Raw genomic sequence first — 24,766 nt, forward strand, 5'->3', positions numbered from 1 at the left:
GATGATTACTTTAAGACGCGACAATGTAGTGAAACAGACAGAGTCTGAAGTTGTAGCGCTGGCATTGGAAAGCCAGGGATTTGTCAGAGAAGGGGCCGCAAAGAAAGCGGCTCCGGAAAACGAAGCAACTGCAGCGGAAAAGGAACTGAAGGAGGAACTGGCAACGACCAGAAGCCAGAACGCTGCGCTGAAACAGGAACTGGATGGTGCGAAAGACCAGCTTGAGGTGGCCCTGAAAGAAAATGCCACTCTGAAACAGGAACTGGACGGCACGAAAGATCAGCTTGAAGTGGCCCTGAAACAGAACCAGGAAACTGCTGAGAAAAGCCAGACAGCAAGGAAAAAGTAGGAGGGATTGCATGGCAAGTGAACAGGAAAACAGGATTGTAGCCGAAGTCATGGATAACATGAAAATGTCAGAAACGGAAGAAAGCTCGGCAAGGAGATATGTGCGCCGGGCGGTAGATAAGATCCTGATTTACTGCTGTAGAGAAGATCTTCCGGAACGTCTGGAAGGAACTGCAGCCCAGATTGCCGAGGATATGTTAAAGGCAGATCTGCTGGTCTCCACAGGAAAAGAAACATCATCCGTCACCCGTGGAGACACAACGATTTCTTACCGCGATCCAAGCGCTTCCAGGAGCGCCACGGTGGACTTCATGAAGAATTATGAGACATCCTTAAACCACTATAAGAAAATGCGCTTGCCAAAGGATAACCATGCAGGAAGCTGATATTCTGGCAGAGACCTACTGGGATACAGTGACCGTTTACCGACCTTTTAAAGATACTTTACCATCTGGTGAAAGTGTTTTTAAAAGCGGTACGGAAGGGAAGATGATGTATCAGGATGTTCCATGTGCGCTATCTTCCCACAGCGGCGGAGCGTTGGCACAGAGCAGCTCCACGGCATCTGCAGATACTTCATACAGCCTTTTTGTAAGGCCGGAGATCGACATCCTGGAAAATGATTTCCTGGTAATTTCCCGGCTTGGAAAGGTTATAGAAGCTTTGGCTGGAGCTGCTGAACGGCAGCCGTCCCACAATAATGTTCCAGTTCGTCTGGATAATCCGGTGGTCTGATGAGTACAGAATATACCTTTGACGGATTGGATGAGTGGGAAAAGAACCTGGCCCAGATCATAGACCGGCAATACCCGGAAGAATTTAAACAAATGGTCATTGACATTGCGGAGCAGGCGCTTGGAAAAGCAAAAGAACTGACTCCGGTTCAGACTGGACGTTTACGGGATGCCTGGAACTTGGGAACTATCGAAAAACGGGGAGACACCTACTATATTGAAATTTACAATAATGTGGAATATGCAGAGCCTGTGGAGTATGGGCATCGCATGAAGGGCGGCGGCTTTAAAAAAGGCGCTCATATGTTGGAGGTGTCTCTGCAGGAAATGGATCGGAAGCTTCCAGATTACTTGCGGGCCTGGTTGGCTGATTTTTTAAATACGCATGATTTGGTTTAAGGAGAAATGATGGAAAATCCAGTATTGCAGATAAAAGACGCGCTGATCCGTGTCTTAAAGAAGATAGATCCGGATACAGATGTCTTTTTTGAAGAGATCAAAAGTACAGACCCGGCCCATGGAGTGGAACAGCCTAAAACCTGGTATTTTGTGGATTTGAAGCCAGGGAGTCCTGTAACTGTGGATGGGATTTACACGGACATGAGCGTCATGGTGGATGTTACCTACCATGAGAAGGGTGAAAGCAATAATACTTATCTCATTAAAGCTGCTGAAATTGACGCAGCCATTCGTCCGGTGCTTTCGTTTGGCGATAGGAAGATCACCATCGGGAATGCGGACATCAATGTAGTGGATCACGTTCTCCACTACATTTTTACTATCAATTTCCGGCACTCCGAAGAACAGAAGGTTACAAATGACCGGATGGAGGAGCTGGGAGTATCACTGAAAAAGGAGAGTGAGTAAACATGAGTCTGGGATTACCAAATTTTAACTTTATCTTCCAGTCAAAAGGCGTTAGTGCTATTGAGCGCAGTGCCAGAGGAATTGTGGCGGTTATCTTGAAAGATGACACGGAAGGTGAAGAACAGAATGTTTACAACAAAGTGGATGATGTGGATTTCACTCAGTGGACGGAGGATAACTACAATTATCTGAAGCTGATCTATGAAGGAGCGCCTTCAAAAGTGATCGCCATGAGAGTGGCCACCAATGTAGAAAGCTACAATGCGGTTCTGAAGAAGTTAAAGGACTTAAAATGGAATTATCTGTGCATCCCTGGAATTAAGGCGGCAGATACTACGATGATCGGAGCCTGGATCAAGCAGTACCGCAATGATGAAAAGAAGACCTTCAAGGTAGTTCTTCCCCATTATGCGGGAGATCATGAGGGAATTATCAACTTTACCACAGAGAACATTACCTCATCTGTTACCGGGAAAAAGCATACTGCAGCGGAATACTGTGCGCGAATCGCAGGAATCCTTGCTGGACTGTCTCTTTCCAGAAGCAGTACCTTTTATGTTTTGAACGATGTTTCTTCGGCAGAAGTGCCGGATGATCCGAATGAGCGGATCGATGCAGGCGAACTGATCCTTACCTTTGATGGCAGCCAGTATAAGATTGGGCGCGGTGTGAACAGCCTGACTTCCTTTACTGCCACTAAAACGGAAGATTTTCGGAAGATCAAGATCGTGGAGGGCATGGATCTCTACATGGATGATATCCGGGATACATTTGAAAAGTATTATGTGGGCAAAGTCATCAATGACTATGACAACAAGCAGATGTTTGTGGCAGCCATCAGCTCTTACCATAAGGAGCTTCTTGGGGATGTCCTGGATCGCAGTTATGACAATACCGTATCTGTAGATGTAGATGCCCAGAGGAATTACCTGGAAGGACGGGGCACTGACACATCAGAAATGGATGATACGGCGGTGGCCGAAGCAAATACGGGAAGCAAGGTCTTTGTGACCAGCAACGTGAAATTTGTGGATGCCATGGAAGATCTGAAAATGACAGTAAACATGTAAGGAGGGAATGACAATGGCAGAGAGTATCAGAGGCAACAAAACTCTTTCCGGTACCTGGGGAGAGCTTTGGATCGATGGCGAGAAAATCTTTGAATTTTCTAAGATCGAGTTAAAGGTAACGGCCAACCGTGAAGATGTCCAGATCGGCATTGATGTGGACTCTAAGATTACCGGATTAAAGGGAGAAGGCTCCTATACCGTAAAAAAGGTTTATACCAGGGCAAAAGCGATCCTGGAAAGCTGGAAGAAGGGCAAGGATGTGCGCTGCCAGATTATTGCAAAACTGAAAGATCCGGATGCCGTGAATGGACAGACAGAGCGCTGGTCAGCTAACAATGTATGGCACACTGAACTTCCGGTGGTCAACTGGGAAAAAGGCGGAATTGTCGAGGAAGAAACCAGCATCGGCTTCACACCGTCTGATCTGCAGAACCTGGATCAGATTGCAGCATAAGAGGAGGAAACAGTCATGGATAAAGATAAGAGCGAGGTATTTAAGAGTTTTACTAACAAGGCGATCAAGCGCTTTCAGGAGAAAAAGGGCAGAAAATACCGCACATTACATATTCCGAGCTTGGATGAAAATATTAAAATCCGTAACCTGGATTATCCTGAAATCGTAGAGTGTACGGAAATCGAAGATGAGAACGATCCGAATGCGGCAGATAAATATACGATTTATCTGGCCGTTGTGGAACCGAACTTAAAAGAAGTCGCACAGGAGATGATGAATCAGGGACTGATCCAGACATATCCGGAAGTGGTGAATATCTTTGAAATGAGCGAGATAACAGAAATCGCTACAGAGATCATGAAGCTTTCCGGTGTACTCGGAAATAAGAAGGTCACTGTGGTTGAAGAATTAAAAAACTCATAAGCCGAGACGGAGAAACCTATTTCCTGCACTTTTATCTGCAGAAGGGAATCACACCTGAATATATCCTGAATCTGAGCCTGGAGGAAAGGCTCTTTTATTTTGCTTCCATGGAGACGGCCATAGAGGAAAGAAGAAAGCTGTTTGCTTTTGAAGGGAACGGGGGTGCAAGTGACAAATGAGTGTGATAGGAAGTATTAGCATTAAGGATAATGTCACGGCAACTCTCCGGATCATAAAGAAAGAACAAACTTCTTTCCGGGAGGATGTTAAGAAAACCCGTGAGGAGATGGAGAAAACCTGGAAGGAAAAGTACCAGGCAAAACTGGATGCAACTCCGGCAACCAAGGCACTGAATAGCTTGAAGTCCAAAATGGAACCGCTCCGGAAAAAAGTAGTGACGGCCATGGCTGTAAAGGACATGGCCACAACGAAAGTTAAAGCGGTAGAAAGCCGTGTAAAAGATCTTGGGAAAAAGGTTGCCGAGCCGGTAGTGAAGATCAAGGATGCTACCGGCAAAGGAATTTCTGCTATCAGCGGAAAAATGAAAGAACTGGGAACCAAGGTTGTTATACCGGTTGCAATCGCAGCGGCCACGGCCACTACTGCAGTGGTGGGAGCATCGGTAAGCGAAGGTGCGAAGCTGGAGCAGAGCCGTGGCGGTGTCGAGACCTTATTCAAGGATGATGCGGATACAGTCAAAGCGAATGCGGACAAAGCCTTTGAAACAGCGGGATTATCAGCAAATGATTATATGGAGCAGGTCACCAGCTTTTCAGCTTCACTGCTGAACAGTTTAAAGGGTGATACGGCAAAAGCGGCCACAGTGGCGGATCAGGCCATGGTAGATATGGCAGATAACGCGAATAAATTCGGTACCGACATAGGTTCTATCCAGAACGCTTATCAGGGCTTTGCCAAGCAGAACTACACCATGCTGGATAACCTGAAACTTGGTTACGGTGGTACGAAGTCGGAAATGGAGCGTCTGTTAAAGGATGCTGGGAAAATTTCTGGAGTTAAGTATAACCTGGATAATCTGGCGGATGTGTATAACGCGATCCATGTGATCCAGGAAAAACTGGATGTTACAGGAACCACAGCGAGAGAAGCATCGACCACATTCAGCGGATCTTTCGGAGCCATGAAGTCCGCAGTTAAAAATCTGCTTGGCTTTATGGCGAGTGGCGGTGATGTAGAAGGCGCTATGGGCTCTGTAGTGGAGACGGCCAGCACGTTCCTGTTCAAGAATGCGGTTCCGATGGTTGGACGAGTCGTAAAAGCGCTTCCTGGAGCTGTGAAAACAGGTATAAAGGCGGCTGCTCCGAAGATTAAAGAATCTGGTGGAGAAATCGTCAAGGGTCTGAAAGACGGAATTGTGAGCGCACTGCCATCTTCTATGAGCGGCGCAGTCAACCAGGCGTTTGATGGTATCGGAAACCTGGGTTCCAAGTTTTCAGCGGCTATACCGGAACTTGTATCTTTCGGAAAGAGCATAACAAATTCCCTTGGTCAGGCTGCAGTAGCCAGTGCCCCAGCAATTGGAAGCATTGTGAACACTGTTTCAACTATGCTTCCAGTAATACTCCCGGTGATTTCAAGTGTGGTTTCTGGTATCAGTGGCCTGATCTCTCAGGCATCGCCGGTTATCGCGGGGCTGGTGTCGGCTATCGGTGTGGCTGTTGTGGCGCTTGCCCCTGTTTTCAGTACAATATTCGATGGCATTGGTGAGAAAGTAAGTTCTGTGATCGGCTTCATCGGAGAGCGGATGGGCTTCATCCAGGAAGTTATCGCAGTAGCTGGCCCGGCAATCGGTTCTGTATTGACCACAGCCTGGAGCGTGATCTCACCTATTATGGATTTGTGCATTAGTGTATTCGAGCTTGTCTTCAGCGTGGTACAGCGCGTATTCCCAGGAATTCAGAGTATCTTGGAGAGCGTCTGGAGCGTGGTTCAGCCTATCGTGGAAGGAATCGGCTCAGCTATCGGTAAGGTGGCGGACTGGATCAGCAGCACAGGAGCCAAGATTGCAGGCTCTGGAGGCAGCAGATCAGGAAACGTTGGAAAGAATGCGGCTGGAGACAACAACTGGCGTGGTGGACTTACTTGGGTAGGTGAGGAAGGCCCAGAACTTGTAAATCTGCCGAGAGGTTCCAGGATACTTCCAAACAAGGAAAGCGTGTCTCTGACCAGCAATGCATTCGGTGGCGTAGTGCAGGGAAGCATGGCAGCATCCTCCGGAAACGGCGGAGGAATGTCCTCTGTTATCGGCATTTTAACAAATATTGACCAGCATCTTTCGGCTCTGATCGACCGGATCAGGGAAAGCAGGGGCGGCATGGAGGTACCGGGCAGCACTTCGTCCGGTGGCGCAAGAGGATTCCTCGGAAGCATCACAGTCCAGATTGCCAAACTTGCAGATACCATCAATGTCCGGTCAGAGGATGATATTGATGAGATGGCTGATAAAGTAGCAAAGAAATTTGTAGAAGTAATTGTAAATATGGGATAGGAGGGAGCTTATGAAAGAGAGGATCATTGAACTAAGCGTGGATAATCGGAGCGAAGTCATCGAGCTCCCGATTAACCCTAAAACGGTGGAATTTACGTCAAAACAGTTAAATCAGACGATAACTTTGTTGGAAATGGGAGAAGTCAATCTGGCAGGAGACCGTGGGCTGAAGCGCACAAAGTTTTCCAGCTTTTTCCCGTCAGAGAATTCTCCGTTCAGTGACTTGGCCGAAGATACACCGAAAGGTTACATCACCATGCTGGATGAGTGGAAAACATCGAAAAAGGTAGTTCGCGTTATTGTAACGGACATGGATATCAATCTGGCAATGCTGATGGATGAACTGAATTATTCTGTAAATGAAGGGGACGAGGATATTTATTATACCATGTCTTTTTCAGAGTACGTTACTTTGAACGTCCCAACGGTAAATATAATGCCAAAAGTCAGAGACAATGGCCTTACAGATCGGCCCAATACCAGCGCAGGTGGAAGCCATACGGTGGTTAGCGGAGATACTTTGTGGGGAATTGCAAAGAAATATTATGGGAATGGGGCACAGTATACGAAGATATATGGTGCAAATAGCGGAACGATTGAAGCGGCAGCCAAGAGCCATGGAAAAAGCAGTTCCGGGAACGGGCATTGGATTTATCCGGGTACTGTGCTTTCGATTCCTGCATAAAGGCGGTGGAAGGAATGAAATTACTGACAGGAGGAAAGGATATCAGCCAGCTAATTGAAAAGATCACTTGGTCTGGTGATACTTCCCAGGTGTCCAGAAAAATCAATTTCACTATCGCACAGAACAAAAAAGATACTCTATTCCCGAATGTGTCCATTGACATTGGGGATGAAATTATCATGCAGGATAATGAAGGAAATAATATTTTCGGCGGGATTATATTTGATGCGGATAAAAAAGGCAGCTCTAAAACTGTAAGTTATCTGGCATATGATCTTTTGTTTTACGTGAACCAGTCTGATGTGAATATGGTATTTTCTGGGACACCAGAAAGTATTGTCACACAGATCTGCCAGAAACTGGATATTCCCTGCGGAGAACTGGCTCCGACCAATGGAGTTGTAGTGAAATCACCGTGTTTTGGAAAAAAGGCATATAAGGCAATCATGATGGCCTATACAGTAGCAGCCAGAAAGAATGGTACAAAATACATTCCTCTGATTAAAAATATCAATCAGCTTTGTGTGATTGAAAAGGGGACGTTGTGTGGAGCTGTGATGACCGGAGATTACAACCTAATTGATACAGAGTATAAAAGCACTCTGCAGAACCTGGTAAACCGTGTAATTATCACCAACAGTAAAGGAAATCAGATCAAGGTGATAGAGGATGCAGAGTCCATTCAAAAATATGGCCTGGTTCAGAAAGTTATGAAACAGAGCGATAAAGAAGATATTTCAGCAGAAGCACAAAAAGCACTGGTTTCTGTAGAAAATTCTGGATCTGTATCTGGAGTACCGAATGATTTCAGGGCGGTCTCTGGCTATTCCATTATTGTCCAGGATGAAGTTTCTGGACTGTATGGACAGTTTTACATAGAAAGCGATACTCATACCTTTACCAATGGAAAAGCGCAAATGGATCTTACCCTGGCTTTTGAAAATCTGATGGATGAGGAGGAAATCGAGAAGGACACAAACAATAAGAAAAGTAAGTAGGAGGGACTGACATGACAGATCATAACATCGTGCGAATGGTTCACGCAATTGAAGAACGTATATCCGGTGGCGGAGCTGCGGATATAAACTCCGGTGGCGGGGTTCAGGCAAGCGTAGATGGAACATTCCTGGCTGATGTGATCAGTGTGAAGCCTTTGTCTATTCAACTGCAGGGGCAGACAGTATCTGCTGGCATTTACATCAATCCGGCCTTGACGGTAGCGGCATCGGATGGCGGTGATGAGATTTTAAAGCCCTTTGAAACACCGTTTGAACCGGCTGCAGCATATGAATTTTTGAAAGAATTCCATGAAAAATATGTAATCAAGAAAGGTGATACGGTGGTGGTTGTCATGACAGGAAGCGGCTTTTATATAGCTGGAAGGGCGGTGGCAGGATGAGCATTTTTCCATTTATTGATGCGTCTGGGGTTACAGATACGAAAAAAGTAACTGATTTACCATTACTGAAAGAATATGCGTATGATTATGCGAGAAATGAACTGCTTCTGGATGAAAATGGCTGCACTTATCTGGTGGAAGGAAATGCTGCACTCCGGATCTGGATATTTAAGGCACTTACAACAGCCCGGTTCCGACACGTAGCTTATTCTCCGGCCTTCGGAGAAGAATATGAGGATCAGCTCATTGGACACTCCATGAACGGAGAAATAGTAAAGTCAGAAATGAAGCGTTATATTACCGAAGCGTTAATGGTAAATCCATATATCAAGAAACTGGAAAATTTTAATTTTGAGACCAGTAGCTGGGGGATGAAAGTAACATTTGACTGTACCAGCATTTATGGGAAAGAAACGGTACCGATCCGAATGGAAGGGGTGAATGTATAAATGGATTTTACGGCAGATGGAATTCTGGCCAGGATGAAAGGAAGCCTCAAAAATGAAGATTCCAGGATAGAGGGAAGCTTTACAATGGATAACCTGCAGGCGGTATCTGAAGAACTGGCCCGATTTAATGCGATGCTCATTGCTCCCCTGCAGGATGAACTGGCTGCTCAAGGAAGTGACATGGGAACCAGTGGAAATGAAAAACATTATGTGAAATGGGCCAAGGAAGCAACCAATGCCCAGGGCAAAAGGGTGGCGGGAAATGCAAAAGTTTCCAGTCCAAGAGACGGAACAGGAAACGTATATATCGCCATTGTTTCCACAACGGCCCAGGCACCTACGGAAGAAGAAATCCGGATTGTGCAGGAGTATATCAATACGAAGCGGCCTGTGGGGGCTAACCCGGTGGTATCTGCAGCGGAGAGTATTGATGTAACCATTGTATGCGAGATTCACAAAACAGCCGGATACACGGAGGAAACGGTTAAAAGCCAGATTCAGACAGATGTTCAGGCACATTTTCTGGAAATTGCTTTCCAGAGCGGAGTGATCTCCCTGAACTTCTTTAAAGTCAGCAATATCATCAGCGCGGTGAGTGGTGTCTCCGAGGTGGTGGACTTAACAATAAATGGAAAAAAGGATTCTATCACGGCAGATTATAACAAATTCTTTTCTCTGAAGGGAGTGATTATCAGTGTCACTGAATAGTGAACAGATGCTTCCGGCCAGAGTGCGAAAGATGAGGCAAATGGAAGACCTTCTGAATGTGGAAGATATAATCCTGGCTGAGATAGAAAGAATTATTGATGAAATGTATGGGGCGGCGGCGCTACTCCATGAGGAGCTGGTCAATGAGGCTTGGTTGAAGGAAAAACTGGATGCCCGAACAGGAGCTGATACAACAGTAGAGGCAGATGCGGACAAGCTCCTGGCAACGATAACGCTGGATGTAAGCAAAATTGTGGGTGTTGATATGAAAGACATCCGGGTATTTTTGGACAAATGGCTGCCAGCACATTTAAGATATCGTGTGATTTTACTGATAGAGAGTGGCTATATTAGCCCGGAAAAATATACCGTGACAGGAATGGCACTGGGTTATGAAGCGCAGTTTTGGCCGGTTCGGACATTGAATGGAGCCTGGTTGCTGGACGGTACATACAATCTTGATGCAGTCCGTAAGGCAGATGAATACGGCTTAACCTATGAAATTGGAGAAATAGAACTTCATGAGGATTTCACGGAGGCAGCCAGATTTATGACAGCAATCTGCCAAGATGAGAACACTGTCGGCATGGTATCCATGGGCTTTGAATCCCAGTTCTGGCAAGTTCCAACACTAAACGGTGCGTGGAAATTAGATGGTTCTGTTCTTCTTGAAATTCTGAGACACCCACATGAGTACGGACAACACTTTGACTTTGGAATGATAGAAAATAAAGAGGAAAATGACTATCGTGTTCGGCTGGATAAGGATTTATGGTTCCTGGATGGCAGCCAGAATTTGAACGGAAAGAGAATATTGGACGCTGAGAGGCGTGAGGAGGAATTGACATGACACAGAATCAGATCATCACAGTGACAGCAAGAAAAAATATGGTTAGAGCCAGGGCCGGAGAGATCCAGCTCCCGAAAATCGTGGGTTTTGTTTTCGGTGATGGCGGTGTGGATGAAAGCGGGAACATTATTCCTCTTTCGGAAACAGACAGCACCCTCGGAAATGAACTTCTCAGAAAGAAGTATGACGGCTATACAATGGTCAGCGATACAGAATGCAAGTATGAATGTACGCTGACCGAAGAGGAGCTGGCGGGCAAAGAGATCAGCGAGATCGGCTTGTATGATGCTAATGGTGATATCGTTAATATTAAGCGGTTTTCAGCTAAAGGCAAGGATGCGGATCTTGCGATGACCTTCTGGATTAAGGACACGTTTTAAGGGAGGAACACAATGGCTAACTTACCAATCAAGAACAATCCTACATTGAACCTCCAGATGGAGGCTCTTACAACATCAACTCCTGCACATGCAGACCGGTTTAACGAACGCTATCAGCAGTTACTTGAAAATGACAAGGCACTGCAGGTGGATGCCAAAATTTATGAGGATGACAAAAACGGAGCGAAGATCCGTCTGGGGATGGAAAATGGTCATCTTTATTATGTTCAGCTTCCTTCGGAAGAAGCTGATGGCACTGGAGAATAACGGATTCCGTTATATGATAACGGGATACGTTATAAAATAACAAAATAAGCAAAAATATGACGCATCGTGTTATATTATGCTGGAAATGAGGGAAAAAATGACGGAAAATAAGGTTTTTATTGCGGAGCAGGAAACCCTTTTGGAAGTGAAGGAGCAGACAGAGAAGCTGATCCGGAACCTGATCCCGACTGACGCACCGATCTATGGAATGGTTATTCACGAAGCATCAGATCTGAATCCGGCTACCCGTGTAGAATACTTGGGCGCTAACAAGGACTTTAAGCCTATGTCCATGAATATGGCTACTCATGCCATGGATTATGGCTCCTGGGCGGATTGGAGCTGGTTAAAAGCGAATGTGCCGGTTATGTGTGGGTGGGATGGAGAAATCAAATATTATCTGAATCCGGATGATTATACGAAGAAAGCAGACGGAACAGCTTCAGATGTATCAAATGCAAATTTTGCAGGAAATGCAATGGCGGTCATTAAGAAGATCTACAAAAAGGAATATAAGGTCGGTTCAGATCGTTATGTATACTTCTGCGAGCGGCAGGTTGATCCGGATTTCCAGCCGGTTGGTTTTAATGTCAAAGGAAAAGTTAGGGACTACATGCTCATTCCCATGTTCTATGGCTCTATTGATGGAAACGGAAGGATGAGAAGCATTGCAGGTCAGTGGAGCTGCCTGACTGCTTCAGGAAGCTCTTCTGATAATTCATCAGGAACCGCAATAGGCACTACAGAGCAGAACACAGCGATTTTGAAAACGAGTGCAAGCGGGTTATTCTTCGGCGGCCCGCTTACAAATACGTTAGCAGATATTTGTGTAATGCTTACGCGAAGCACAGATTCACAAAGTTCTTTTGGAAGCGGAATGTGCTCCAGCTATGTAGAGGATAAAGCCCAGCATTATGGAACTCAGATCAACAAGGTAGTTGGAGGCGGCCGGTTTTATGGATCAGATGATAATAAGTCTTTCAATAAGATTTTTCATAGCGCTGTTCTGGGCAGTTATATGCTTTGGCAGCGTGATCCGTATATGGTCGCGGTCAATGGAAGAATTAAGGTATCTACAGATTATACCTACAATCTGAGTGGAGACGGGTATCTGGATACAGGCTGCAACGTGACAGCAAACCATTACAATGCGACCATGCACGTAGTCAAAGGTTTTGGAGCGATTCCGTCAGAGGAAATTGAGGGAACTTCGGCAACTGGCTATTGTGATCATACTTGGGTAAACGCCACAATCACGGCGGTTTCGCTACGGTTCGGCGTTTGCAATGGCGGTCTTATTGACGGCCTCTGGGCCCGCGCACTGTCCGATGTGGCTGCTAACGCCTGGTGGGTCTGCGGCGCGTCCTTACTTCTTCCAGCACCTGCAGCAGCGTGAGCTGCTGTTAGGGGGTATGGGGGTCTTCCCCCATAAAGAAAATAGGGGGTTCGGGGGATTTCCCCCGATGCCCTTGCAGGGAATAAACGAATTTTAGGGGTTACCGGAACACCCTTTCCGGCGGTTTCGCTACGGTTCGGCAATTGCAATGACGGTCTTAATGACGGCCTCTGGGCCCGCACACTGAACAATGTGGCTGCTAACGCCTGGTGGAACTACGGCGCGTCCTTTTTCTATCAATTTTAGAACGACAACCAAAATGTTCCCGGTAATCCTACACCGCAGACGATTGAAACATCGTTATATCCGCCCTTATGGGTTTTGGTGAGTGGAAATAGTTCCGGTCAGGAGCTGCAAGTAGCAGGAAATGTCCGAAAGCGGCGAGGAGATAGAAGATCATGCGTATATTGAAATACGATATTGAAAAGGTGACCGGGATTCCCTGGAAGAAAAAGAAAAGTTATAGATACCTGTATCGGCTGGCCTGCCGGGAAGATGTGATTAAAAAGGCTTTTAAAAGTATGAGAAAAGGGAAAACCAAGAGAAAAGACTTTCAAATGGCGGAGGAAAATCTGGATGCCTGGGTTAAGAAAATCCAGGAAATTATCCTGAATACGAAACCGGATGGATGGCAGACTGATCCCCAAAAACGATTTAAGCCAGTAAAGCATAACCCGGTAATTATTAAAGAGTTTGGAAAGACGAGGGTTGTTTATGTACCGACTATGGTGGAACTCTGGATTCAGCATGTTATTGTAATGATCCTGGAGCCGATCATAGCGGGAAGCAGTTATCCGATGAGCTTCTCATCGTTTCCCGGAAGGGGTTCCCTGAAGGGGCAGCGAGCTATCAGACGTTGGATCGAAAGTGGAAAGGGAATCAGGAACTTTGCACAGGCAGATATCCGACATTTTTATAGCCATATTCAGTATAAAATTGTTCGGAAAAAATTAGAGCGTAGAGTTAAAGATAACTTTTTCCTACATCTGATTGATGTCTGCATGACATATTTTCCTAAAGAAATGCCTTTAGGTTTCTATCTTTCTCAATGGCTTGCGAATTTCATGCTCCAGGAACTGGATTATGACATTAAATGTAAGCTGAAAATAGCACATCATGTCCGGTATATGGATAATTATACGCTGGCTGATGATAACAAAAAGAAGCTGCACCAGGCACTGCTTTACATTCGGCAGGTGCTTGGAAAGATGAGACTACGCATGAAGAGTGACTGGCAGGTGTTCCGATTTGAATACACCAAGAAAAATGGGAAGAAAACGGGGCGCTGCGTGTCGGCCATGGGCTGGCTGTTTTACCGGTCAAAAGTGTTGATCCGGAAGCGCATATTACTTCATGTAGAGCGCATAGCCCGAAAATTGCATAAAAAGGAAGAAAACGGCCAGCGGTTTCCGCTGGGGCTTTGCCGTGGTTTTGTATCGTTGCTGGGGTGGATCACACATTCAGAAACGTATGACTGGTATTTGATACATATTAAGGAATTGGTAAACGTCCGTAAAATCAAACGGATTATTTCAAAGATGACAAGGGAGGTAAATCGTCATGCAGGAATGGAAAAAGGAACTCTGCAGAGAACAGCCTGAAACCCTTCAGGAGCTTGGAAAAGGCACTTACATTCAGAGGCGCAATATCACTCCGTATGAAAGAAAAGACGGGAACGGAGAAGTTGATAAGGGTTATTCATGCGAGTACAGGATTCTTACAAAAGAAGAATATTTTTCAGCCCTGGAGCAGGAAAACAGCAATAAAAATATGCTGACTTCCATGGCCGCTCAGGCAGATATCTATGAAAAACTTATTGAAACAGAAAAAAATCAGTTAGTCATCATGCAGGCCATTGCAGATCTGTATGAAAAAGAGAATGGAGGCGTGTAATATGTTAGAACTTTATGTGACTTTAGTTAAAGCTGGAATCAGAACCATTGACAGCGTACCGGCGGCCTTCCGTGAAAAGGTGAAAGCGGCTATTGAAGCGGAAAAACAGGAATGATAGGAAGGGAGAAGAAACATGACTCTGCTTCATATTATAGACACGCTTTGCGATGTGACAACCAAGCAGGCAGATCTCCTCCGGGAGCTGGTAACAGATCTGGAACATATGAACCAGGTTTCCGAAGAAGTAAAGAATTATTATCGGGAGAAGCTGGATTCTATTGATCAAGAAATGAACGTAGCTGAATACGGCTGCAGAGAACTTCCTTATATGGACGAAGCTCACAGAGAAATAATAAGGTAAAAGCAGGTGCATCGGATGTTTCCGATGTGCCTTTTTAATTGGAGGAAGATCATGCAAAGAGAAAAGTGGAAGACCATGGATGTGATCCTTGTAATCTTGGCGATATTTTTACTTGTTTTTGTGATTGCAATGATTGCTATTTACATAAAAACAGGGGGAATCCCAGATACCTTATGTACCTGCGTGTTTAGCGTATGTGGCGGAGAATGTGGAGTAATGGGCTGGATCAAGACAACGAAAGATAGACATCTTTCCAGACAATATGAACTGGAGGACAGGGAGACAGATAAAAAAATAATGGAGGAGACGGAGAATGAGTGATATTTGTTTTGAATGTTTAAAGATTTTGGTGATGGTAGCGGTGCTGGTATTAACCAGATATGTGCTTCCTTGGGTAAAAAGCAAGGTTGATTCTGAGAAGCTGAACCTGGTAGCCCAGTGGGCATATAAAGCGGTTTTAATGGCCCAGCAGACCATGAAAGCCACTGGTGGAAAAGAGAAAAAAGCCATCGTTACGCAGTTTTTAAAAGAGATTCTTCAGGAGAAGAACATCGCACTTTCGGACAAACAGATTGAGATCCTGATTGAAGCTGCAGTAAAGCAGATGAAGATTCAGGAAAATTCGGGAATTGTGATTGAAGCAACGGATGATGTGGAGGTGTAGTTGAAATGGGAGTAAGAGTTGGAAGTGCAAGAAGCAATGAAAATGGCGGAGTAAATGGTGGCAAGGCAGGCGATCAGACTGGCAGAGAGGTCTCAACGCAGCCCTGGTATTTGCATTCAAAGGGTTGGATTGTTATTAGAGCAAAGTCACCTGCAGTCCGGGAGGCAATCGCTAAAAATATGGAAGCCGCCTGCCAGAATAACAATATCGGTTATTGCCAGGGACACAGAGGAACGGCAACGGCGGCAGCGAAGCCATATACTTACGATCTTTCCAAGGTGAATACAGCCGTGGAAACAGACTGCTCTGAATTGGTACGTTGCTGTGTGCTTTATGCAGGCATTCATGTGAATGGTTTTAGCACAGCGAATGAGGTGGACGAACTGAAACAGACTGGCCAGTTTTATATCCTGGAAGAAAATAAGTATTGCAAAGCTGCTGACTATTTGTTACGAGGGGATATCCTGGTCACAAAGACGAAAGGACACACTGTGGTTGTTCTGGACAATGGTTCCAAGAGCAGCCAGAATAAAAAAGTTGAAGCAGCCCAGAAAAAGGATGTATCTATCAGCGGAACCTATAAAACCACGGTAGATCTGAATTTGAGAGCGGGAGCCGGTACAACAAAAGATATTCTGGTTACGATCCCGAAGGGGACAGCGGTCTCCTGTTATGGATATTACAGTCCGTATAAAGGAAAGCCTTGGTATTATGTAAAGACTACTGTGAAGGGAGTAGCTTACACGGGCTTCTGTAGCAGTGCGTATTTAAAACGTTAAATAAATGAAGGCTCTGGGAGTGCGAACTCCTGGAGAATCCTGATTTCATGCCCCTTAAAATTGAAATCAGGAGGACATAATGAATAGTTTTATTGCATGGATCGGTGGAAAGAAATTACTGAGAAAAGAGATCGTAAAAAGGTTTCCAGAAGAAGGATTTACACGGTATGTAGAGGTTTTTGGCGGAGCTGGCTGGGTTCTTTTTGAAAAGGAGCAGGGAAAAGAACTGGAGGTGTTCAACGACCGTGACAGCAACTTGATTAACCTGTATAGGTGCATCAAGTATCATTGCGGAGAACTGCAGAGAGAACTGGAATGGTTGACTATATCGCGGGAACAGTTCTTTGACAGCAAGAGCCAGCTTGACAGTCAGGGGCTTACGGATATCCAGAGAGCGGCGCGGTTCTTTCATATTATTAAGGTGAGCTTCGGGTCGGACCGCAGAACCTTCGGAACGAATAAAAAGAACCTTGCCAATGCTATTGAGTACCTTCCCCTTATTCAAAAGAGGCTTCAGGGTGTTGTAATCGAGAACAAGGACTTTGAAAACCTGATTCGGGTTTATGATAGACCAGGGGCACTCTTTTATCTTGATCCGCCTTATCATGGGACGGAAAAATATTATGAGGGAAGCTTCACCGAAGCGGATCATGAGCGTTTAAAAGCCGTTTTAAGCAGTATCAAAGGCCGTTTTATCTTATCTTATAATGATGATACTTACGTCAGAGAACTGTATAAGGGTTACAATATCGAAGAAATAAGCCGGAATAACAGCCTGGCGGGTAAGACGAAAACTTCGCAATTCAAGGAATTGATAATCAGGAATTACGAAAAATAACGTATTTCGTTATAATATAACAAAATGACTTTTAAAGAGTGCCCTCGTGCTAGAATAACCAGCAAAGGGGCATGGATATCATGATTAAAATTCATTTATCACGGCTTCTTGGAGAAAAAAGGTGGACGCAGAAAGATCTTGCAGAAGCCACTGGAATCCGGCCAAGTACAATCAACGAATGGTATCACGAATTCGTAACCCGTATAAACCTGGATCACGTTGACAAGATTTGTGAAGTATTAGAGTGCGATATTTCAGATCTAATTGAATATGTACCGAATCAGCACAAAATCACGGGAAAAGATCTGATTGTTGAAGAGCATGGAAACCGAAAGCCGAAGAAAAAGCAGTAGAAAAAGGACGTTTTGGAGGGTATTTTACAGCCCTTTAAAACGTCCTTTTTCTGTTTTTAAAATAGGTTTTTGCAAATGACGCGAAAACATTTTGCATTTTGCGCGAAAAGCTACAGACGCTTTTTCTGTTACAGAGGAATGCGGAATATTTTTTGAAAAGCTGGTCTGACCAGGAAGAATACGCCGGCGGCGGGGAATATGTCACAGAAGCCCTCCAAAGGGTCCGCCGGCGGGAAAAGGGGAAGGGAATATGGAAAAAGATGTACGCGAGCATACGGAGGAGAAGGCAGGCTGCCAGGGGGCAGGCGAAGGAACAGAGGACTGGAAAGAGAAAGAAAAGCAGCAGTATCTGGGCGGGCTGAGGCGGCTTTCAGAAAAAGGGATCGCCATTTATGTGGACGGCCGGGTCTCCGGTCCGCCGGAATGGGAAAAGCTGTTTGAAATACGCGACGATAATATGTTTTATATGGGAGATTATGTACAGGCAGAGTCCGGAGGGCTGAAGGAGGTACGGTTCGACAAGGTGTATCTCAGCCGGGAGGATCTGAAAAAGCCGGAGGAATAAAATAATTAAGGAAGGAAAAGGGGGAGATGGGAAGAAATGGGAGGAGCCTGCGCGGCCGGAAGATGCTGTTCTGCCGAATATGATGCTTTTGGATGCGCAGGCGGCGGGAGGGATCTGATACAAAATCGTTACAAAAAATTAATAAACAAAACCATACCCCTATGATATAATCGGGGATATCAGAAGAAAACCAACCCATGGAAGCCGCCGTACACGGCGCGGGTCATCGGAAAGGAAAGAGAGCGCAAATGAAAAAAATAATGCCAGTGATCGCGGCCCTGGGGCTGATCGCAGTGTGTGCACTGGGATTTTTCGGGTACAGGGCGGCCAGAAAGTATATCCCCACAAAGGAAATGGCAGATCTTAAGAGCCTTTATGGGGTGAGCGGGGAGGATACGGCGATCCTTTATAACCAGGAGCTCCAGGAGGCCAGGGGACTTTATATGAACGGCCAGACCTACCTGCCCATTTCCTGGGTCAACGAGCACATAAATAAGCGGTTCTACTGGGACGGTACGGAAAATATGCTGGTCTACGCCCTGCCGGACCAGATCGTTTATGCCGATGGGGAAACCCAGGGGGCCAATGGGAAACCGCTCCTTCTGGACAGGGAGGACGGCGTCTGGCTGGCCCTGGGGCTGGTCAATAATTATACGGACGTGGAGATCCTGGCCTTTGACAGCGGGGACGTGAAGCGGGTATTTGTCACAGACTGGGGAACCCGGAATATGGCCGCAGTGAAAAAGTCTGGAAAGGTCCGGGTCCGGGGAGGGGTAAAGAGTCCCATTGTGACAGAAGTGGAAAGAGATATGCAGGTCGCTGTCCTGGAATCCATGGAAAAGTGGTCAAAGGTGCAGACCCCCGACGGCCACCTGGGCTACATCCAGAATAAATGTCTGGATACGCCGGAGCCCCAGGCCTTTGAAGGGACGGCCGAGCTTCCGGAGTATTACGGCACGCCCATGGATGAAAAGGTAGTTATGGCCTGGCACCAGGTGACCAGCCGGGAGGGCAACGCCGGGCTAAACAAGCTCCTGGAAAAGACAAGGGGCGTCAATGTGGTGTCTCCCACCTGGTTTGCATTAACGGATAACGAAGGAAATTACAGCTCCCTGGCAGACCAGGATTATGTAAAGGCGGCCCATGATAAGGGGATCCAGGTCTGGGCGCTCCTGGACAATTTCAGTGATGATGTCCAGTCGGAGAAGCTCCTGGCCTCCACCTCCACCCGGAAAAAGCTCATTGACAGCCTGATGGAGGATGTGGAGAAATATGATCTGGACGGCCTCAATATGGATTTTGAGGGACTGAAGCAGGAGGCGGGCGTCCATTATGTGCAGTTTTTAAGGGAGCTTTCCATCCCCTGCCGTCAGAAGGGCATCGTGCTGTCGGTGGATAATACGGTCCCGGCAGAATTTAATAAGTTTTATGACCGTAAGGAACAGGGGATCGTGGCAGATTATGTGGTCATCATGGGCTATGACGAGCACTACAATGGCGGCGCCCCCGGCTCGGTGGCGTCCCTGGGATACGTGCGGGACGGGATTGAGAATACCTTAAAGCTGGTTCCCAGGGAAAAGGTGATCCTTGGAGTTCCCTTCTATACAAGGGTATGGACGGAAACGGATGAAGGCGTAAAATCCTCGGCCCTGGGGATCGAAGAGGCAAAAGCATGGATCGAGGCCAACCAGGTGGACCTTTACTGGCAGAAGGAGCTGGGGCAGTATTACGGAGAGCTTCCTCTGGAAAACGGGATCAAGATGGTCTGGATGGAGGATGAGGAATCCTTAAAGCTGAAAATGAACCTGGCCCGGGAGAATGACCTGGCCGGTGTTGCCTGCTGGAAGCTGGGCCTGGAGGACGAAGAGGCCTGGACCGCCATTGGCTGGGATTGATCCCCGGCCTTGAAAATCAGTTCTTTTTTCGTCCCCCTGCGGATATACTATTAAAAAACGCATTTGGGGACAGGTGGAATGAAGAGACTGGCCATGGAGGAGCTCTGCGGGCTCATCCTTCTGCTCATGGTATTTCTGGCGGCAAAATATGGGAGCGTCCAGGTGGTCTCCGCCCAGGCGCAGAAAAAGGACCAGCCGGTGGTCGTGGTGGACGTGGGCCATGGCGGCAGGGACCCCGGAAAGGTGGGGATCGACGGAAGTCTGGAAAAGGACGTGAACCTGGCTATCGCTCTGAAGTTAAAAACGTATCTGGAGCAGTCGGATGTAAAGGTGGTCATGACCCGGGAAACGGACACGGCTCTTTATGGGAAAGAGGACTCCAGAAAGAAGATGGCGGATATGAAGGCGCGGTGCCGGATCATCGAGGAAAGCGGCGCGGATCTGGTGGTCAGCATCCACCAGAACAGCTATCACCAGGAGGAGGTTTCCGGCGGCCAGGTCTTTTACTATAAGTCGTCGGAGAAGGGAAAACGGCTGGCAGAGATCATCCAGAAACGGTTTGACTATGTACTTGGGGAGCAGAACCGCCGCCTGGCCAGGGCCAACGGCAATTATTATCTTCTGCTTCATGTGAAATGCCCCATTGTGATCGTGGAGTGCGGCTTTTTAAGCAACCGGAAGGAGGCGGCCCTGCTGCAGGATCCGGAATACCAGGACCGGATGGCCTGGACGGTCCACATGGGGATCATGGAATATCTGGGAGGAAGTGCGTAATGGCGCAGATGGAACTTGCGGTTTTAGATTTTATCCAGGAGTTTTTCCGGAATCCGTTCATGGATTCCCTGATGCCGGCGGTCACCAGCCTGGGAGATGCCGGCTTTCTCTGGATCCTTCTGGGACTGGCTCTTTTATGCAGCAGGAAATACAGGAGGACCGGGGCGGCAGTACTGCTGTCCCTGGCGGCGGATCTGGTGATCTGCAATCTGCTTCTTAAAAATATGGTGGCCAGGGTCCGGCCCTGCGACTTAAACCCGGCAGTCCAGCTGCTGATCGCCCGTCCGTCGGACTTTTCTTTCCCGTCGGGCCATACGGCGGCAGCCTTTACGTCGGTTTTTTCCCTTTACCGGGAAAACAACCGGCTGTGGAAGTCGGTCCTGGTCCTGGCGGCGGTCATTGCGTTCTCCAGAATGTACCTGTACGTCCATTTCCCCACGGATGTCCTGGGAGGCGTGGCCGTGGGCTGGGTATGCGCCCTGGCGGGACAGGCTGTATCCAGGCGTCTGTTCCCTCAGGCATGACCAGGAAATAGTCCTTGCTTTTTTATTTCCTTTGCACTATAATAGCCTTGTAATTCAATATGTTCTTCGGGGCGGGGTGAGATTCCCCACCGGCGGTGACAGTCCGCGACCTGCCAAATGCAGCTGATCTGGTGAAATTCCAGAACCGACAGTATAGTCTGGATGAGAGAAGAAATTGTGTGACTTGGAGTTTATGGCCCCGGACTTATTTTATTGGTCCGGGACTTTTTTATTTACGCGGTCAGCGAGCCGGAGGCAGCCAGTCCCCGGTCCTGCCGGAAAACTCCATATGTTGCAGCAATTCCTCTGTACACAGGCGGGCCTTTACAGTCCGGCCTGGCAGCTGAAAGAAGGACAAAAACAGTACAAGGAGGAACTACATTTATGAACCAGAAAAAGAGATTATCTGTAAAAACTGTGGTGCTGATCGGCATGTTCGGCGCCCTGGCGGCCGTTCTGGAGACCTTCCAGATCCCGGTGCCCTTTGCGCCGCCGTTTTATAAGCTGGATTTTGCCGAGACTCCGATCATGATCGGCGCCTTTGCCCTGGGACCGGTCCCTGCTATCCTCATGGAGCTGGTGAAGAACCTGCTGAAGATCCTGATCAACGGTACGACGACCATGTACGTGGGAGACCTGGGGAACTTCATCGGCGGCTGCGCCTTTGTGCTTCCAGCCTCCATTCTGTACCAGAAGCACCGCACCAGGAAGATGGCCATGGCAGGCCTGGGACTTTCCGTTCTTACTGGCGTTCTTACGGCCATTGTGGTGAACTGCTTCTTAACGCTTCCGCTGTACGCCAACCTGATGTTCGGCGGGATCGAAAATATCATCTCCATGGGAACGGCCATTAACCCGGCCATCACCAACCTGCCCACCTTCGCCGTGTTTGCCATCGTTCCCTTTAACCTGTTAAAGCTGGGAATGAACGCAGGGATCACGGCCCTGGTGTATAAAAAGGTCAGCGTGATCCTCCATGTGGGCGCGCCTGTACGGGAACCGCGGACATCCGTGGAGAAGGGATGATCCTATGGTACGGTATTACAGAGAGCTGACGCGGCTTGAAATGGAAGCTGTGGATAAAGAGGAGACCGTGGTACTGATCCCCATCGGGGCCCTGGAGCAGCATGGAAACCAGTGTCCCCTGGGTACTGACGAGATCATTTCCGAGGCCGTGGCCAGGCGGATCAGGGAGACCCTGGACCGGGAGATCCCCGACTATCCCATGCTGATCTTCCCCCCGGTTCCCGTGGGCCTCAGCACAGAGCATGTGAATTTCTGCGGCTCCATCACTTTAAAGCCGGATACCTTTTACCATGTGCTGGAGGATATCTGCCGGGGGCTTTTCCGCCACGGCTTTAAAAAGATCGCCATGCTGAACTGCCACGGCGGAAATACTCCCATCATCCAGGTGCTGAGCCGGGAGCTGCGGAGCGAGCTGGGGCTGGCGGTCTTTATGATCAACTGCGGCGTGTTTTTCGGGAACCAGGCGGTGAAGGACACGGTGACGCCTGGAAACGTGTGGGACTTCCATGGAGGCGAGATGGAAACGTCCATGATCTTAGCGGAGCGGCCGGAGCTGGTGAAAATGGAGACGGCCCAGGCGGGGATCCCGAGAAAATTCATGGGAAATAGAAGCCTTACGGTCTACGGCCCCATTACCCTGGGCTGGGTATCCGAGGAGTGGGAGACAGAGGACGGAACGCCCATCGGCATCGGCGGGGACCCCAGAGGGGCCACGGCAGAAAAGGGCGAGCAGATATACCAGAGCTTTGTGGGATCCATCGTGGACGGATTAAAGGAGATCCGGCGGTGGAAGGACCAGTAGGCACAGGCCGGAGAGGTTTTCTCTCTCCGGTCTCTTTTTATTTTATGGGAAATGTGATAAAATGCCCATAGCGGAGAGACAGGAGGAAGAAAACGATGGACGACGAGAAAGCATTATGGAAAAAATGTGCCGAGTTCCACGGCCATGAGTGCGGCGGGCTGACCATTGGCTATAAAGCGGCCCTGTACGCAAAGGAACTGCTGGATCTGGATTTTTCTGAGGACGAGCAGGTGGTGTGTATTTCGGAAAACGACGCCTGCGGGGTGGACGCCATCCAGGTGATCCTGGGGTGCAGTGTGGGAAAAGGGAATCTTCTGTTCCATATCTGTGGAAAACAGGCGTTTTCCTTTTATGACCGGGGATCGGGAAGGGCCGTGCGGCTGGTGTTAAAAGAAAAGCCCAGAGAGATGACAAAGGCCGAGTCCTTTGCCTATTACCAGGCCTGTGAGCCCAGGGAAATGTTCGATGTGAAGGAGACCTTCCTTGCGCTGCCCCAGAAGGCGGAGATCTTCGGATCCGCCCGGTGCGGCTGCTGCGGAGAGATGACCGGGGAAAAATGGCTCCGGGAGGCAGACGGGAAAAAGCTGTGTCCGGACTGTCTGGCGCGCCTTTCCGGGAAATAAGTATAAGAAAAACATCCGGACACGGTCCGGCTGATCTTGGGAGCAGAAAGATGAAAACAAAGGTGATTAAAATAAAAGATAAAACAAGACCGGAGGACGGGGAGCTTCTGGAGGCGGCGGAGATATTGAGAAGCGGCGGCCTGGTGGCCTTCCCCACCGAGACGGTCTACGGCCTGGGAGCCAACGCCCTGGACGAGGCGGCGGCAAAAAAGATCTATGCGGCCAAGGGGCGTCCGTCGGATAATCCGCTGATCGCCCATATCTCATCCATGGAGGAGCTTCCGGCCCTGGTGCGGGAGATCCCGGAGGCGGGAAGGAAGCTGGCGGAAAAATACTGGCCGGGCCCGCTGACCATGATCTTTCCGAAAAAGGATGTGGTGCCCTATGGGACCACAGGCGGGCTGGATACGGTGGCGGTCCGGATGCCGTCGGATCCGGTGGCGAACCGGCTCATAAAGCTGGCTGGTATTCCGGTGGCGGCGCCTAGCGCCAATACCTCCGGGCGGCCGAGTCCCACCCGGGCGGAGCATGTGATCGAGGACATGGACGGGAAGATCGAGATGATCCTGGACGGCGGCCAGGTGGGCATCGGCGTGGAATCCACCATTGTGGACGTGTCCGGCCCGGTTCCCACTCTTTTAAGGCCGGGAGCCGTCACTCTGGAGATGCTCCGGGAGACCCTGGGCCAGGTGGAGGTGGATCCGGCGATCCTGGGGCCGGTGAAGGGCGATGTGAAGCCCAAGGCGCCGGGGATGAAATACCGGCACTATGCGCCGAAAGCGGATATGGTCCTGGTGGAGGGAGCCATGGAGGACGTGGTGGACTACATCAACCGGGAGGCGGCGAAAGCCATGGGAGCCGGAAAGAGAGTGGGGATCATCTGCACCAGGGAGAGCAGGGACCTGTATCCCCAGGGGCTTCTGGAGGTCATCGGCAGCAGGAGCCAGGAGGAGACGGTGGCCCACAACCTGTTCGCGGTGCTGCGGGATTTCGATGACCGCCAGGTGGACTGTATTTTTTCCGAGAGCTTTTCCGAGGACCAGCTGGGCCAGGCCATCATGAACCGGCTCTGCAAGGCAGCGGGATATCATATTGTGAAATGCGGCGGGCCGTCGGAGGAATAGGCGGCA

General features: G+C 48.3%; 35 protein-coding genes and 1 riboswitch. All 35 genes read left to right on the plus strand.

What is annotated here, in order from left to right:
* The first annotated feature begins 1 nt into the window (after position 1).
* The 35 genes from WIH05_RS08335 (at position 2) to WIH05_RS08505 (ending at position 24,760) form a co-directional block, all read left to right on the plus strand.
* Positions 2–349, plus strand: coding sequence for a hypothetical protein (locus WIH05_RS08335; protein ID WP_227731828.1), 348 nt, complete (start codon positions 2–4; stop codon positions 347–349).
* A 10-nt stretch (positions 350–359) separates the two neighbouring features.
* Positions 360–734 carry a translation initiation factor 2 gene (locus WIH05_RS08340; protein WP_227731826.1) on the plus strand — a complete coding sequence of 125 codons (375 nt, stop codon included), beginning with the start codon at positions 360–362 and terminating at the stop codon, positions 732–734.
* Positions 721–1,083, plus strand: coding sequence for a hypothetical protein (locus tag WIH05_RS08345; RefSeq protein ID WP_227731824.1), 363 nt, complete (start codon positions 721–723; stop codon positions 1,081–1,083). The genes WIH05_RS08340 and WIH05_RS08345 overlap by 14 nt, the downstream gene beginning before the upstream one ends.
* Complete coding sequence (locus tag WIH05_RS08350; protein ID WP_227731822.1) at positions 1,083–1,481, plus strand: HK97 gp10 family phage protein; 399 nt, start codon at positions 1,083–1,085, stop codon at positions 1,479–1,481. Before WIH05_RS08345 ends, WIH05_RS08350 begins: the two co-directional genes overlap by 1 nt.
* Before the next feature lie 9 nt (positions 1,482–1,490).
* Positions 1,491–1,949 carry a DUF6838 family protein gene (locus tag WIH05_RS08355; protein ID WP_100931877.1) on the plus strand — a complete coding sequence of 153 codons (459 nt, stop codon included), beginning with the start codon at positions 1,491–1,493 and terminating at the stop codon, positions 1,947–1,949.
* A gap of 95 nt (positions 1,950–2,044) precedes the next feature.
* Positions 2,045–3,019, plus strand: a complete 975-nt coding sequence (locus tag WIH05_RS08360) for a phage tail sheath subtilisin-like domain-containing protein (RefSeq protein ID WP_337425240.1) — start codon at positions 2,045–2,047, stop codon at positions 3,017–3,019.
* 13 nt (positions 3,020–3,032) lie between these two features.
* Positions 3,033–3,473 (plus strand): phage tail tube protein, encoded by a 441-nt coding sequence (locus WIH05_RS08365; RefSeq protein WP_100931875.1) that lies wholly within the window; start codon positions 3,033–3,035, stop codon positions 3,471–3,473.
* A gap of 15 nt (positions 3,474–3,488) precedes the next feature.
* On the plus strand, positions 3,489–3,896 hold the full coding sequence (locus tag WIH05_RS08370; protein WP_337425241.1) for a hypothetical protein: 408 nt from the start codon (positions 3,489–3,491) through the stop codon (positions 3,894–3,896).
* Positions 3,897–4,071: 175 nt separating this feature from the next.
* Positions 4,072–6,405: a hypothetical protein gene (locus tag WIH05_RS08375; RefSeq protein ID WP_100931874.1), complete on the plus strand. Its 2,334-nt coding sequence runs from the start codon at positions 4,072–4,074 to the stop codon at positions 6,403–6,405.
* 10 nt (positions 6,406–6,415) lie between these two features.
* Complete coding sequence (locus WIH05_RS08380; protein WP_215703300.1) at positions 6,416–7,090, plus strand: LysM peptidoglycan-binding domain-containing protein; 675 nt, start codon at positions 6,416–6,418, stop codon at positions 7,088–7,090.
* Positions 7,091–7,104: 14 nt separating this feature from the next.
* Positions 7,105–8,088, plus strand: a complete 984-nt coding sequence (locus tag WIH05_RS08385) for a hypothetical protein (RefSeq protein ID WP_215703301.1) — start codon at positions 7,105–7,107, stop codon at positions 8,086–8,088.
* An 11-nt stretch (positions 8,089–8,099) separates the two neighbouring features.
* Positions 8,100–8,489 carry a hypothetical protein gene (locus WIH05_RS08390; protein WP_009297031.1) on the plus strand — a complete coding sequence of 130 codons (390 nt, stop codon included), beginning with the start codon at positions 8,100–8,102 and terminating at the stop codon, positions 8,487–8,489.
* A complete protein-coding gene (locus WIH05_RS08395) occupies positions 8,486–8,938 on the plus strand; it encodes a DUF2634 domain-containing protein (RefSeq protein ID WP_009297030.1) in 453 nt (150 codons plus the stop codon). Before WIH05_RS08390 ends, WIH05_RS08395 begins: the two co-directional genes overlap by 4 nt.
* Entirely contained in the window at positions 8,939–9,646 is a 708-nt protein-coding gene (locus tag WIH05_RS08400) for a baseplate J/gp47 family protein (RefSeq protein ID WP_009297029.1), read from the plus strand.
* Positions 9,647–9,686: 40 nt separating this feature from the next.
* Positions 9,687–10,496, plus strand: a complete 810-nt coding sequence (locus WIH05_RS08405) for a hypothetical protein (RefSeq protein ID WP_215703303.1) — start codon at positions 9,687–9,689, stop codon at positions 10,494–10,496.
* Positions 10,493–10,876: a hypothetical protein gene (locus WIH05_RS08410; RefSeq protein WP_009297027.1), complete on the plus strand. Its 384-nt coding sequence runs from the start codon at positions 10,493–10,495 to the stop codon at positions 10,874–10,876. The genes WIH05_RS08405 and WIH05_RS08410 overlap by 4 nt, the downstream gene beginning before the upstream one ends.
* Before the next feature lie 12 nt (positions 10,877–10,888).
* Entirely contained in the window at positions 10,889–11,143 is a 255-nt protein-coding gene (locus tag WIH05_RS08415) for a hypothetical protein (protein WP_009297026.1), read from the plus strand.
* A 97-nt stretch (positions 11,144–11,240) separates the two neighbouring features.
* The gene (locus WIH05_RS08420; protein ID WP_337425242.1) at positions 11,241–12,539 is read left to right on the plus strand and encodes a hypothetical protein; all 1,299 of its coding nucleotides are present in this window, start codon (positions 11,241–11,243) and stop codon (positions 12,537–12,539) included.
* Positions 12,540–12,937: 398 nt separating this feature from the next.
* Entirely contained in the window at positions 12,938–14,140 is a 1,203-nt protein-coding gene (locus tag WIH05_RS08425; protein ID WP_227731818.1) for an RNA-directed DNA polymerase, read from the plus strand.
* The gene (locus WIH05_RS08430) at positions 14,100–14,432 is read left to right on the plus strand and encodes a hypothetical protein (protein ID WP_118584391.1); all 333 of its coding nucleotides are present in this window, start codon (positions 14,100–14,102) and stop codon (positions 14,430–14,432) included. The genes WIH05_RS08425 and WIH05_RS08430 overlap by 41 nt, the downstream gene beginning before the upstream one ends.
* Position 14,433: 1 nt before the next feature.
* Entirely contained in the window at positions 14,434–14,547 is a 114-nt protein-coding gene (locus WIH05_RS08435; RefSeq protein ID WP_252197489.1) for a CD1375 family protein, read from the plus strand.
* 18 nt (positions 14,548–14,565) lie between these two features.
* Positions 14,566–14,793 (plus strand): hypothetical protein, encoded by a 228-nt coding sequence (locus WIH05_RS08440; RefSeq protein ID WP_009297021.1) that lies wholly within the window; start codon positions 14,566–14,568, stop codon positions 14,791–14,793.
* A 51-nt stretch (positions 14,794–14,844) separates the two neighbouring features.
* Positions 14,845–15,114 carry a hypothetical protein gene (locus WIH05_RS08445; protein WP_227731817.1) on the plus strand — a complete coding sequence of 90 codons (270 nt, stop codon included), beginning with the start codon at positions 14,845–14,847 and terminating at the stop codon, positions 15,112–15,114.
* On the plus strand, positions 15,107–15,457 hold the full coding sequence (locus tag WIH05_RS08450; RefSeq protein WP_227731815.1) for a phage holin: 351 nt from the start codon (positions 15,107–15,109) through the stop codon (positions 15,455–15,457). Before WIH05_RS08445 ends, WIH05_RS08450 begins: the two co-directional genes overlap by 8 nt.
* 5 nt (positions 15,458–15,462) lie before the next feature.
* Complete coding sequence (locus WIH05_RS08455; RefSeq protein ID WP_337425243.1) at positions 15,463–16,236, plus strand: SH3 domain-containing protein; 774 nt, start codon at positions 15,463–15,465, stop codon at positions 16,234–16,236.
* 79 nt (positions 16,237–16,315) lie between these two features.
* Positions 16,316–17,074 (plus strand): DNA adenine methylase, encoded by a 759-nt coding sequence (locus tag WIH05_RS08460; RefSeq protein WP_009297017.1) that lies wholly within the window; start codon positions 16,316–16,318, stop codon positions 17,072–17,074.
* An 80-nt stretch (positions 17,075–17,154) separates the two neighbouring features.
* On the plus strand, positions 17,155–17,427 hold the full coding sequence (locus WIH05_RS08465) for a helix-turn-helix transcriptional regulator (RefSeq protein WP_009297016.1): 273 nt from the start codon (positions 17,155–17,157) through the stop codon (positions 17,425–17,427).
* A 250-nt stretch (positions 17,428–17,677) separates the two neighbouring features.
* Positions 17,678–17,992 (plus strand): hypothetical protein, encoded by a 315-nt coding sequence (locus tag WIH05_RS08470; RefSeq protein ID WP_022272755.1) that lies wholly within the window; start codon positions 17,678–17,680, stop codon positions 17,990–17,992.
* 248 nt (positions 17,993–18,240) lie between these two features.
* Entirely contained in the window at positions 18,241–19,887 is a 1,647-nt protein-coding gene (locus WIH05_RS08475) for a glycosyl hydrolase family 18 protein (protein WP_337425244.1), read from the plus strand.
* 78 nt (positions 19,888–19,965) lie between these two features.
* Positions 19,966–20,661: an N-acetylmuramoyl-L-alanine amidase gene (locus WIH05_RS08480; RefSeq protein WP_337425245.1), complete on the plus strand. Its 696-nt coding sequence runs from the start codon at positions 19,966–19,968 to the stop codon at positions 20,659–20,661.
* Complete coding sequence (locus WIH05_RS08485) at positions 20,661–21,185, plus strand: phosphatase PAP2 family protein (RefSeq protein WP_337425246.1); 525 nt, start codon at positions 20,661–20,663, stop codon at positions 21,183–21,185. The genes WIH05_RS08480 and WIH05_RS08485 overlap by 1 nt, the downstream gene beginning before the upstream one ends.
* Before the next feature lie 58 nt (positions 21,186–21,243).
* Positions 21,244–21,363: riboswitch (FMN riboswitch) on the plus strand.
* A 206-nt stretch (positions 21,364–21,569) separates the two neighbouring features.
* The gene (locus WIH05_RS08490; protein WP_215653692.1) at positions 21,570–22,211 is read left to right on the plus strand and encodes an ECF transporter S component; all 642 of its coding nucleotides are present in this window, start codon (positions 21,570–21,572) and stop codon (positions 22,209–22,211) included.
* Between the two features lie 4 nt (positions 22,212–22,215).
* A complete protein-coding gene (locus WIH05_RS08495; protein WP_022272750.1) occupies positions 22,216–23,013 on the plus strand; it encodes a creatininase family protein in 798 nt (265 codons plus the stop codon).
* Positions 23,014–23,108: 95 nt separating this feature from the next.
* A complete protein-coding gene (locus WIH05_RS08500; protein WP_022272749.1) occupies positions 23,109–23,636 on the plus strand; it encodes an FmdE family protein in 528 nt (175 codons plus the stop codon).
* Between the two features lie 50 nt (positions 23,637–23,686).
* Positions 23,687–24,760 carry an L-threonylcarbamoyladenylate synthase gene (locus tag WIH05_RS08505; protein ID WP_022272748.1) on the plus strand — a complete coding sequence of 358 codons (1,074 nt, stop codon included), beginning with the start codon at positions 23,687–23,689 and terminating at the stop codon, positions 24,758–24,760.
* Positions 24,761–24,766: the final 6 nt, after the last annotated feature.

This window comes from Alitiscatomonas sp., assembly GCF_037242085.1.
GTDB lineage: Bacteria > Bacillota > Clostridia > Lachnospirales > Lachnospiraceae > Alitiscatomonas > Alitiscatomonas aceti.

Excerpts from the sequence above, each read along its gene's own strand:
- WIH05_RS08335 (WP_227731828.1), top strand. The coding sequence starts at position 2 with ATGATTACTTTAAGACGCGACAATGTAGTGAAACAGACAGAGTCTGAA.
- WIH05_RS08340 (WP_227731826.1), top strand. The coding sequence starts at position 360 with ATGGCAAGTGAACAGGAAAACAGGATTGTAGCCGAAGTCATGGATAAC.
- WIH05_RS08345 (WP_227731824.1), top strand. The coding sequence starts at position 721 with ATGCAGGAAGCTGATATTCTGGCAGAGACCTACTGGGATACAGTGACC.
- WIH05_RS08350 (WP_227731822.1), top strand. The coding sequence starts at position 1,083 with ATGAGTACAGAATATACCTTTGACGGATTGGATGAGTGGGAAAAGAAC.
- WIH05_RS08355 (WP_100931877.1), top strand. The coding sequence starts at position 1,491 with ATGGAAAATCCAGTATTGCAGATAAAAGACGCGCTGATCCGTGTCTTA.
- WIH05_RS08365 (WP_100931875.1), top strand. The coding sequence starts at position 3,033 with ATGGCAGAGAGTATCAGAGGCAACAAAACTCTTTCCGGTACCTGGGGA.
- WIH05_RS08370 (WP_337425241.1), top strand. The coding sequence starts at position 3,489 with ATGGATAAAGATAAGAGCGAGGTATTTAAGAGTTTTACTAACAAGGCG.
- WIH05_RS08375 (WP_100931874.1), top strand. The coding sequence starts at position 4,072 with ATGAGTGTGATAGGAAGTATTAGCATTAAGGATAATGTCACGGCAACT.
- WIH05_RS08380 (WP_215703300.1), top strand. The coding sequence starts at position 6,416 with ATGAAAGAGAGGATCATTGAACTAAGCGTGGATAATCGGAGCGAAGTC.
- WIH05_RS08385 (WP_215703301.1), top strand. The coding sequence starts at position 7,105 with ATGAAATTACTGACAGGAGGAAAGGATATCAGCCAGCTAATTGAAAAG.
- WIH05_RS08390 (WP_009297031.1), top strand. The coding sequence starts at position 8,100 with ATGACAGATCATAACATCGTGCGAATGGTTCACGCAATTGAAGAACGT.
- WIH05_RS08395 (WP_009297030.1), top strand. The coding sequence starts at position 8,486 with ATGAGCATTTTTCCATTTATTGATGCGTCTGGGGTTACAGATACGAAA.
- WIH05_RS08400 (WP_009297029.1), top strand. The coding sequence starts at position 8,939 with ATGGATTTTACGGCAGATGGAATTCTGGCCAGGATGAAAGGAAGCCTC.
- WIH05_RS08405 (WP_215703303.1), top strand. The coding sequence starts at position 9,687 with ATGGAAGACCTTCTGAATGTGGAAGATATAATCCTGGCTGAGATAGAA.
- WIH05_RS08410 (WP_009297027.1), top strand. The coding sequence starts at position 10,493 with ATGACACAGAATCAGATCATCACAGTGACAGCAAGAAAAAATATGGTT.
- WIH05_RS08415 (WP_009297026.1), top strand. The coding sequence starts at position 10,889 with ATGGCTAACTTACCAATCAAGAACAATCCTACATTGAACCTCCAGATG.
- WIH05_RS08420 (WP_337425242.1), top strand. The coding sequence starts at position 11,241 with ATGACGGAAAATAAGGTTTTTATTGCGGAGCAGGAAACCCTTTTGGAA.
- WIH05_RS08425 (WP_227731818.1), top strand. The coding sequence starts at position 12,938 with ATGCGTATATTGAAATACGATATTGAAAAGGTGACCGGGATTCCCTGG.
- WIH05_RS08430 (WP_118584391.1), top strand. The coding sequence starts at position 14,100 with ATGCAGGAATGGAAAAAGGAACTCTGCAGAGAACAGCCTGAAACCCTT.
- WIH05_RS08435 (WP_252197489.1), top strand. The coding sequence starts at position 14,434 with ATGTTAGAACTTTATGTGACTTTAGTTAAAGCTGGAATCAGAACCATT.
- WIH05_RS08440 (WP_009297021.1), top strand. The coding sequence starts at position 14,566 with ATGACTCTGCTTCATATTATAGACACGCTTTGCGATGTGACAACCAAG.
- WIH05_RS08445 (WP_227731817.1), top strand. The coding sequence starts at position 14,845 with ATGCAAAGAGAAAAGTGGAAGACCATGGATGTGATCCTTGTAATCTTG.
- WIH05_RS08450 (WP_227731815.1), top strand. The coding sequence starts at position 15,107 with ATGAGTGATATTTGTTTTGAATGTTTAAAGATTTTGGTGATGGTAGCG.
- WIH05_RS08455 (WP_337425243.1), top strand. The coding sequence starts at position 15,463 with ATGGGAGTAAGAGTTGGAAGTGCAAGAAGCAATGAAAATGGCGGAGTA.
- WIH05_RS08460 (WP_009297017.1), top strand. The coding sequence starts at position 16,316 with ATGAATAGTTTTATTGCATGGATCGGTGGAAAGAAATTACTGAGAAAA.
- WIH05_RS08465 (WP_009297016.1), top strand. The coding sequence starts at position 17,155 with ATGATTAAAATTCATTTATCACGGCTTCTTGGAGAAAAAAGGTGGACG.
- WIH05_RS08470 (WP_022272755.1), top strand. The coding sequence starts at position 17,678 with ATGGAAAAAGATGTACGCGAGCATACGGAGGAGAAGGCAGGCTGCCAG.
- WIH05_RS08475 (WP_337425244.1), top strand. The coding sequence starts at position 18,241 with ATGAAAAAAATAATGCCAGTGATCGCGGCCCTGGGGCTGATCGCAGTG.
- WIH05_RS08480 (WP_337425245.1), top strand. The coding sequence starts at position 19,966 with ATGAAGAGACTGGCCATGGAGGAGCTCTGCGGGCTCATCCTTCTGCTC.
- WIH05_RS08485 (WP_337425246.1), top strand. The coding sequence starts at position 20,661 with ATGGCGCAGATGGAACTTGCGGTTTTAGATTTTATCCAGGAGTTTTTC.
- WIH05_RS08490 (WP_215653692.1), top strand. The coding sequence starts at position 21,570 with ATGAACCAGAAAAAGAGATTATCTGTAAAAACTGTGGTGCTGATCGGC.
- WIH05_RS08495 (WP_022272750.1), top strand. The coding sequence starts at position 22,216 with ATGGTACGGTATTACAGAGAGCTGACGCGGCTTGAAATGGAAGCTGTG.
- WIH05_RS08500 (WP_022272749.1), top strand. The coding sequence starts at position 23,109 with ATGGACGACGAGAAAGCATTATGGAAAAAATGTGCCGAGTTCCACGGC.
- WIH05_RS08505 (WP_022272748.1), top strand. The coding sequence starts at position 23,687 with ATGAAAACAAAGGTGATTAAAATAAAAGATAAAACAAGACCGGAGGAC.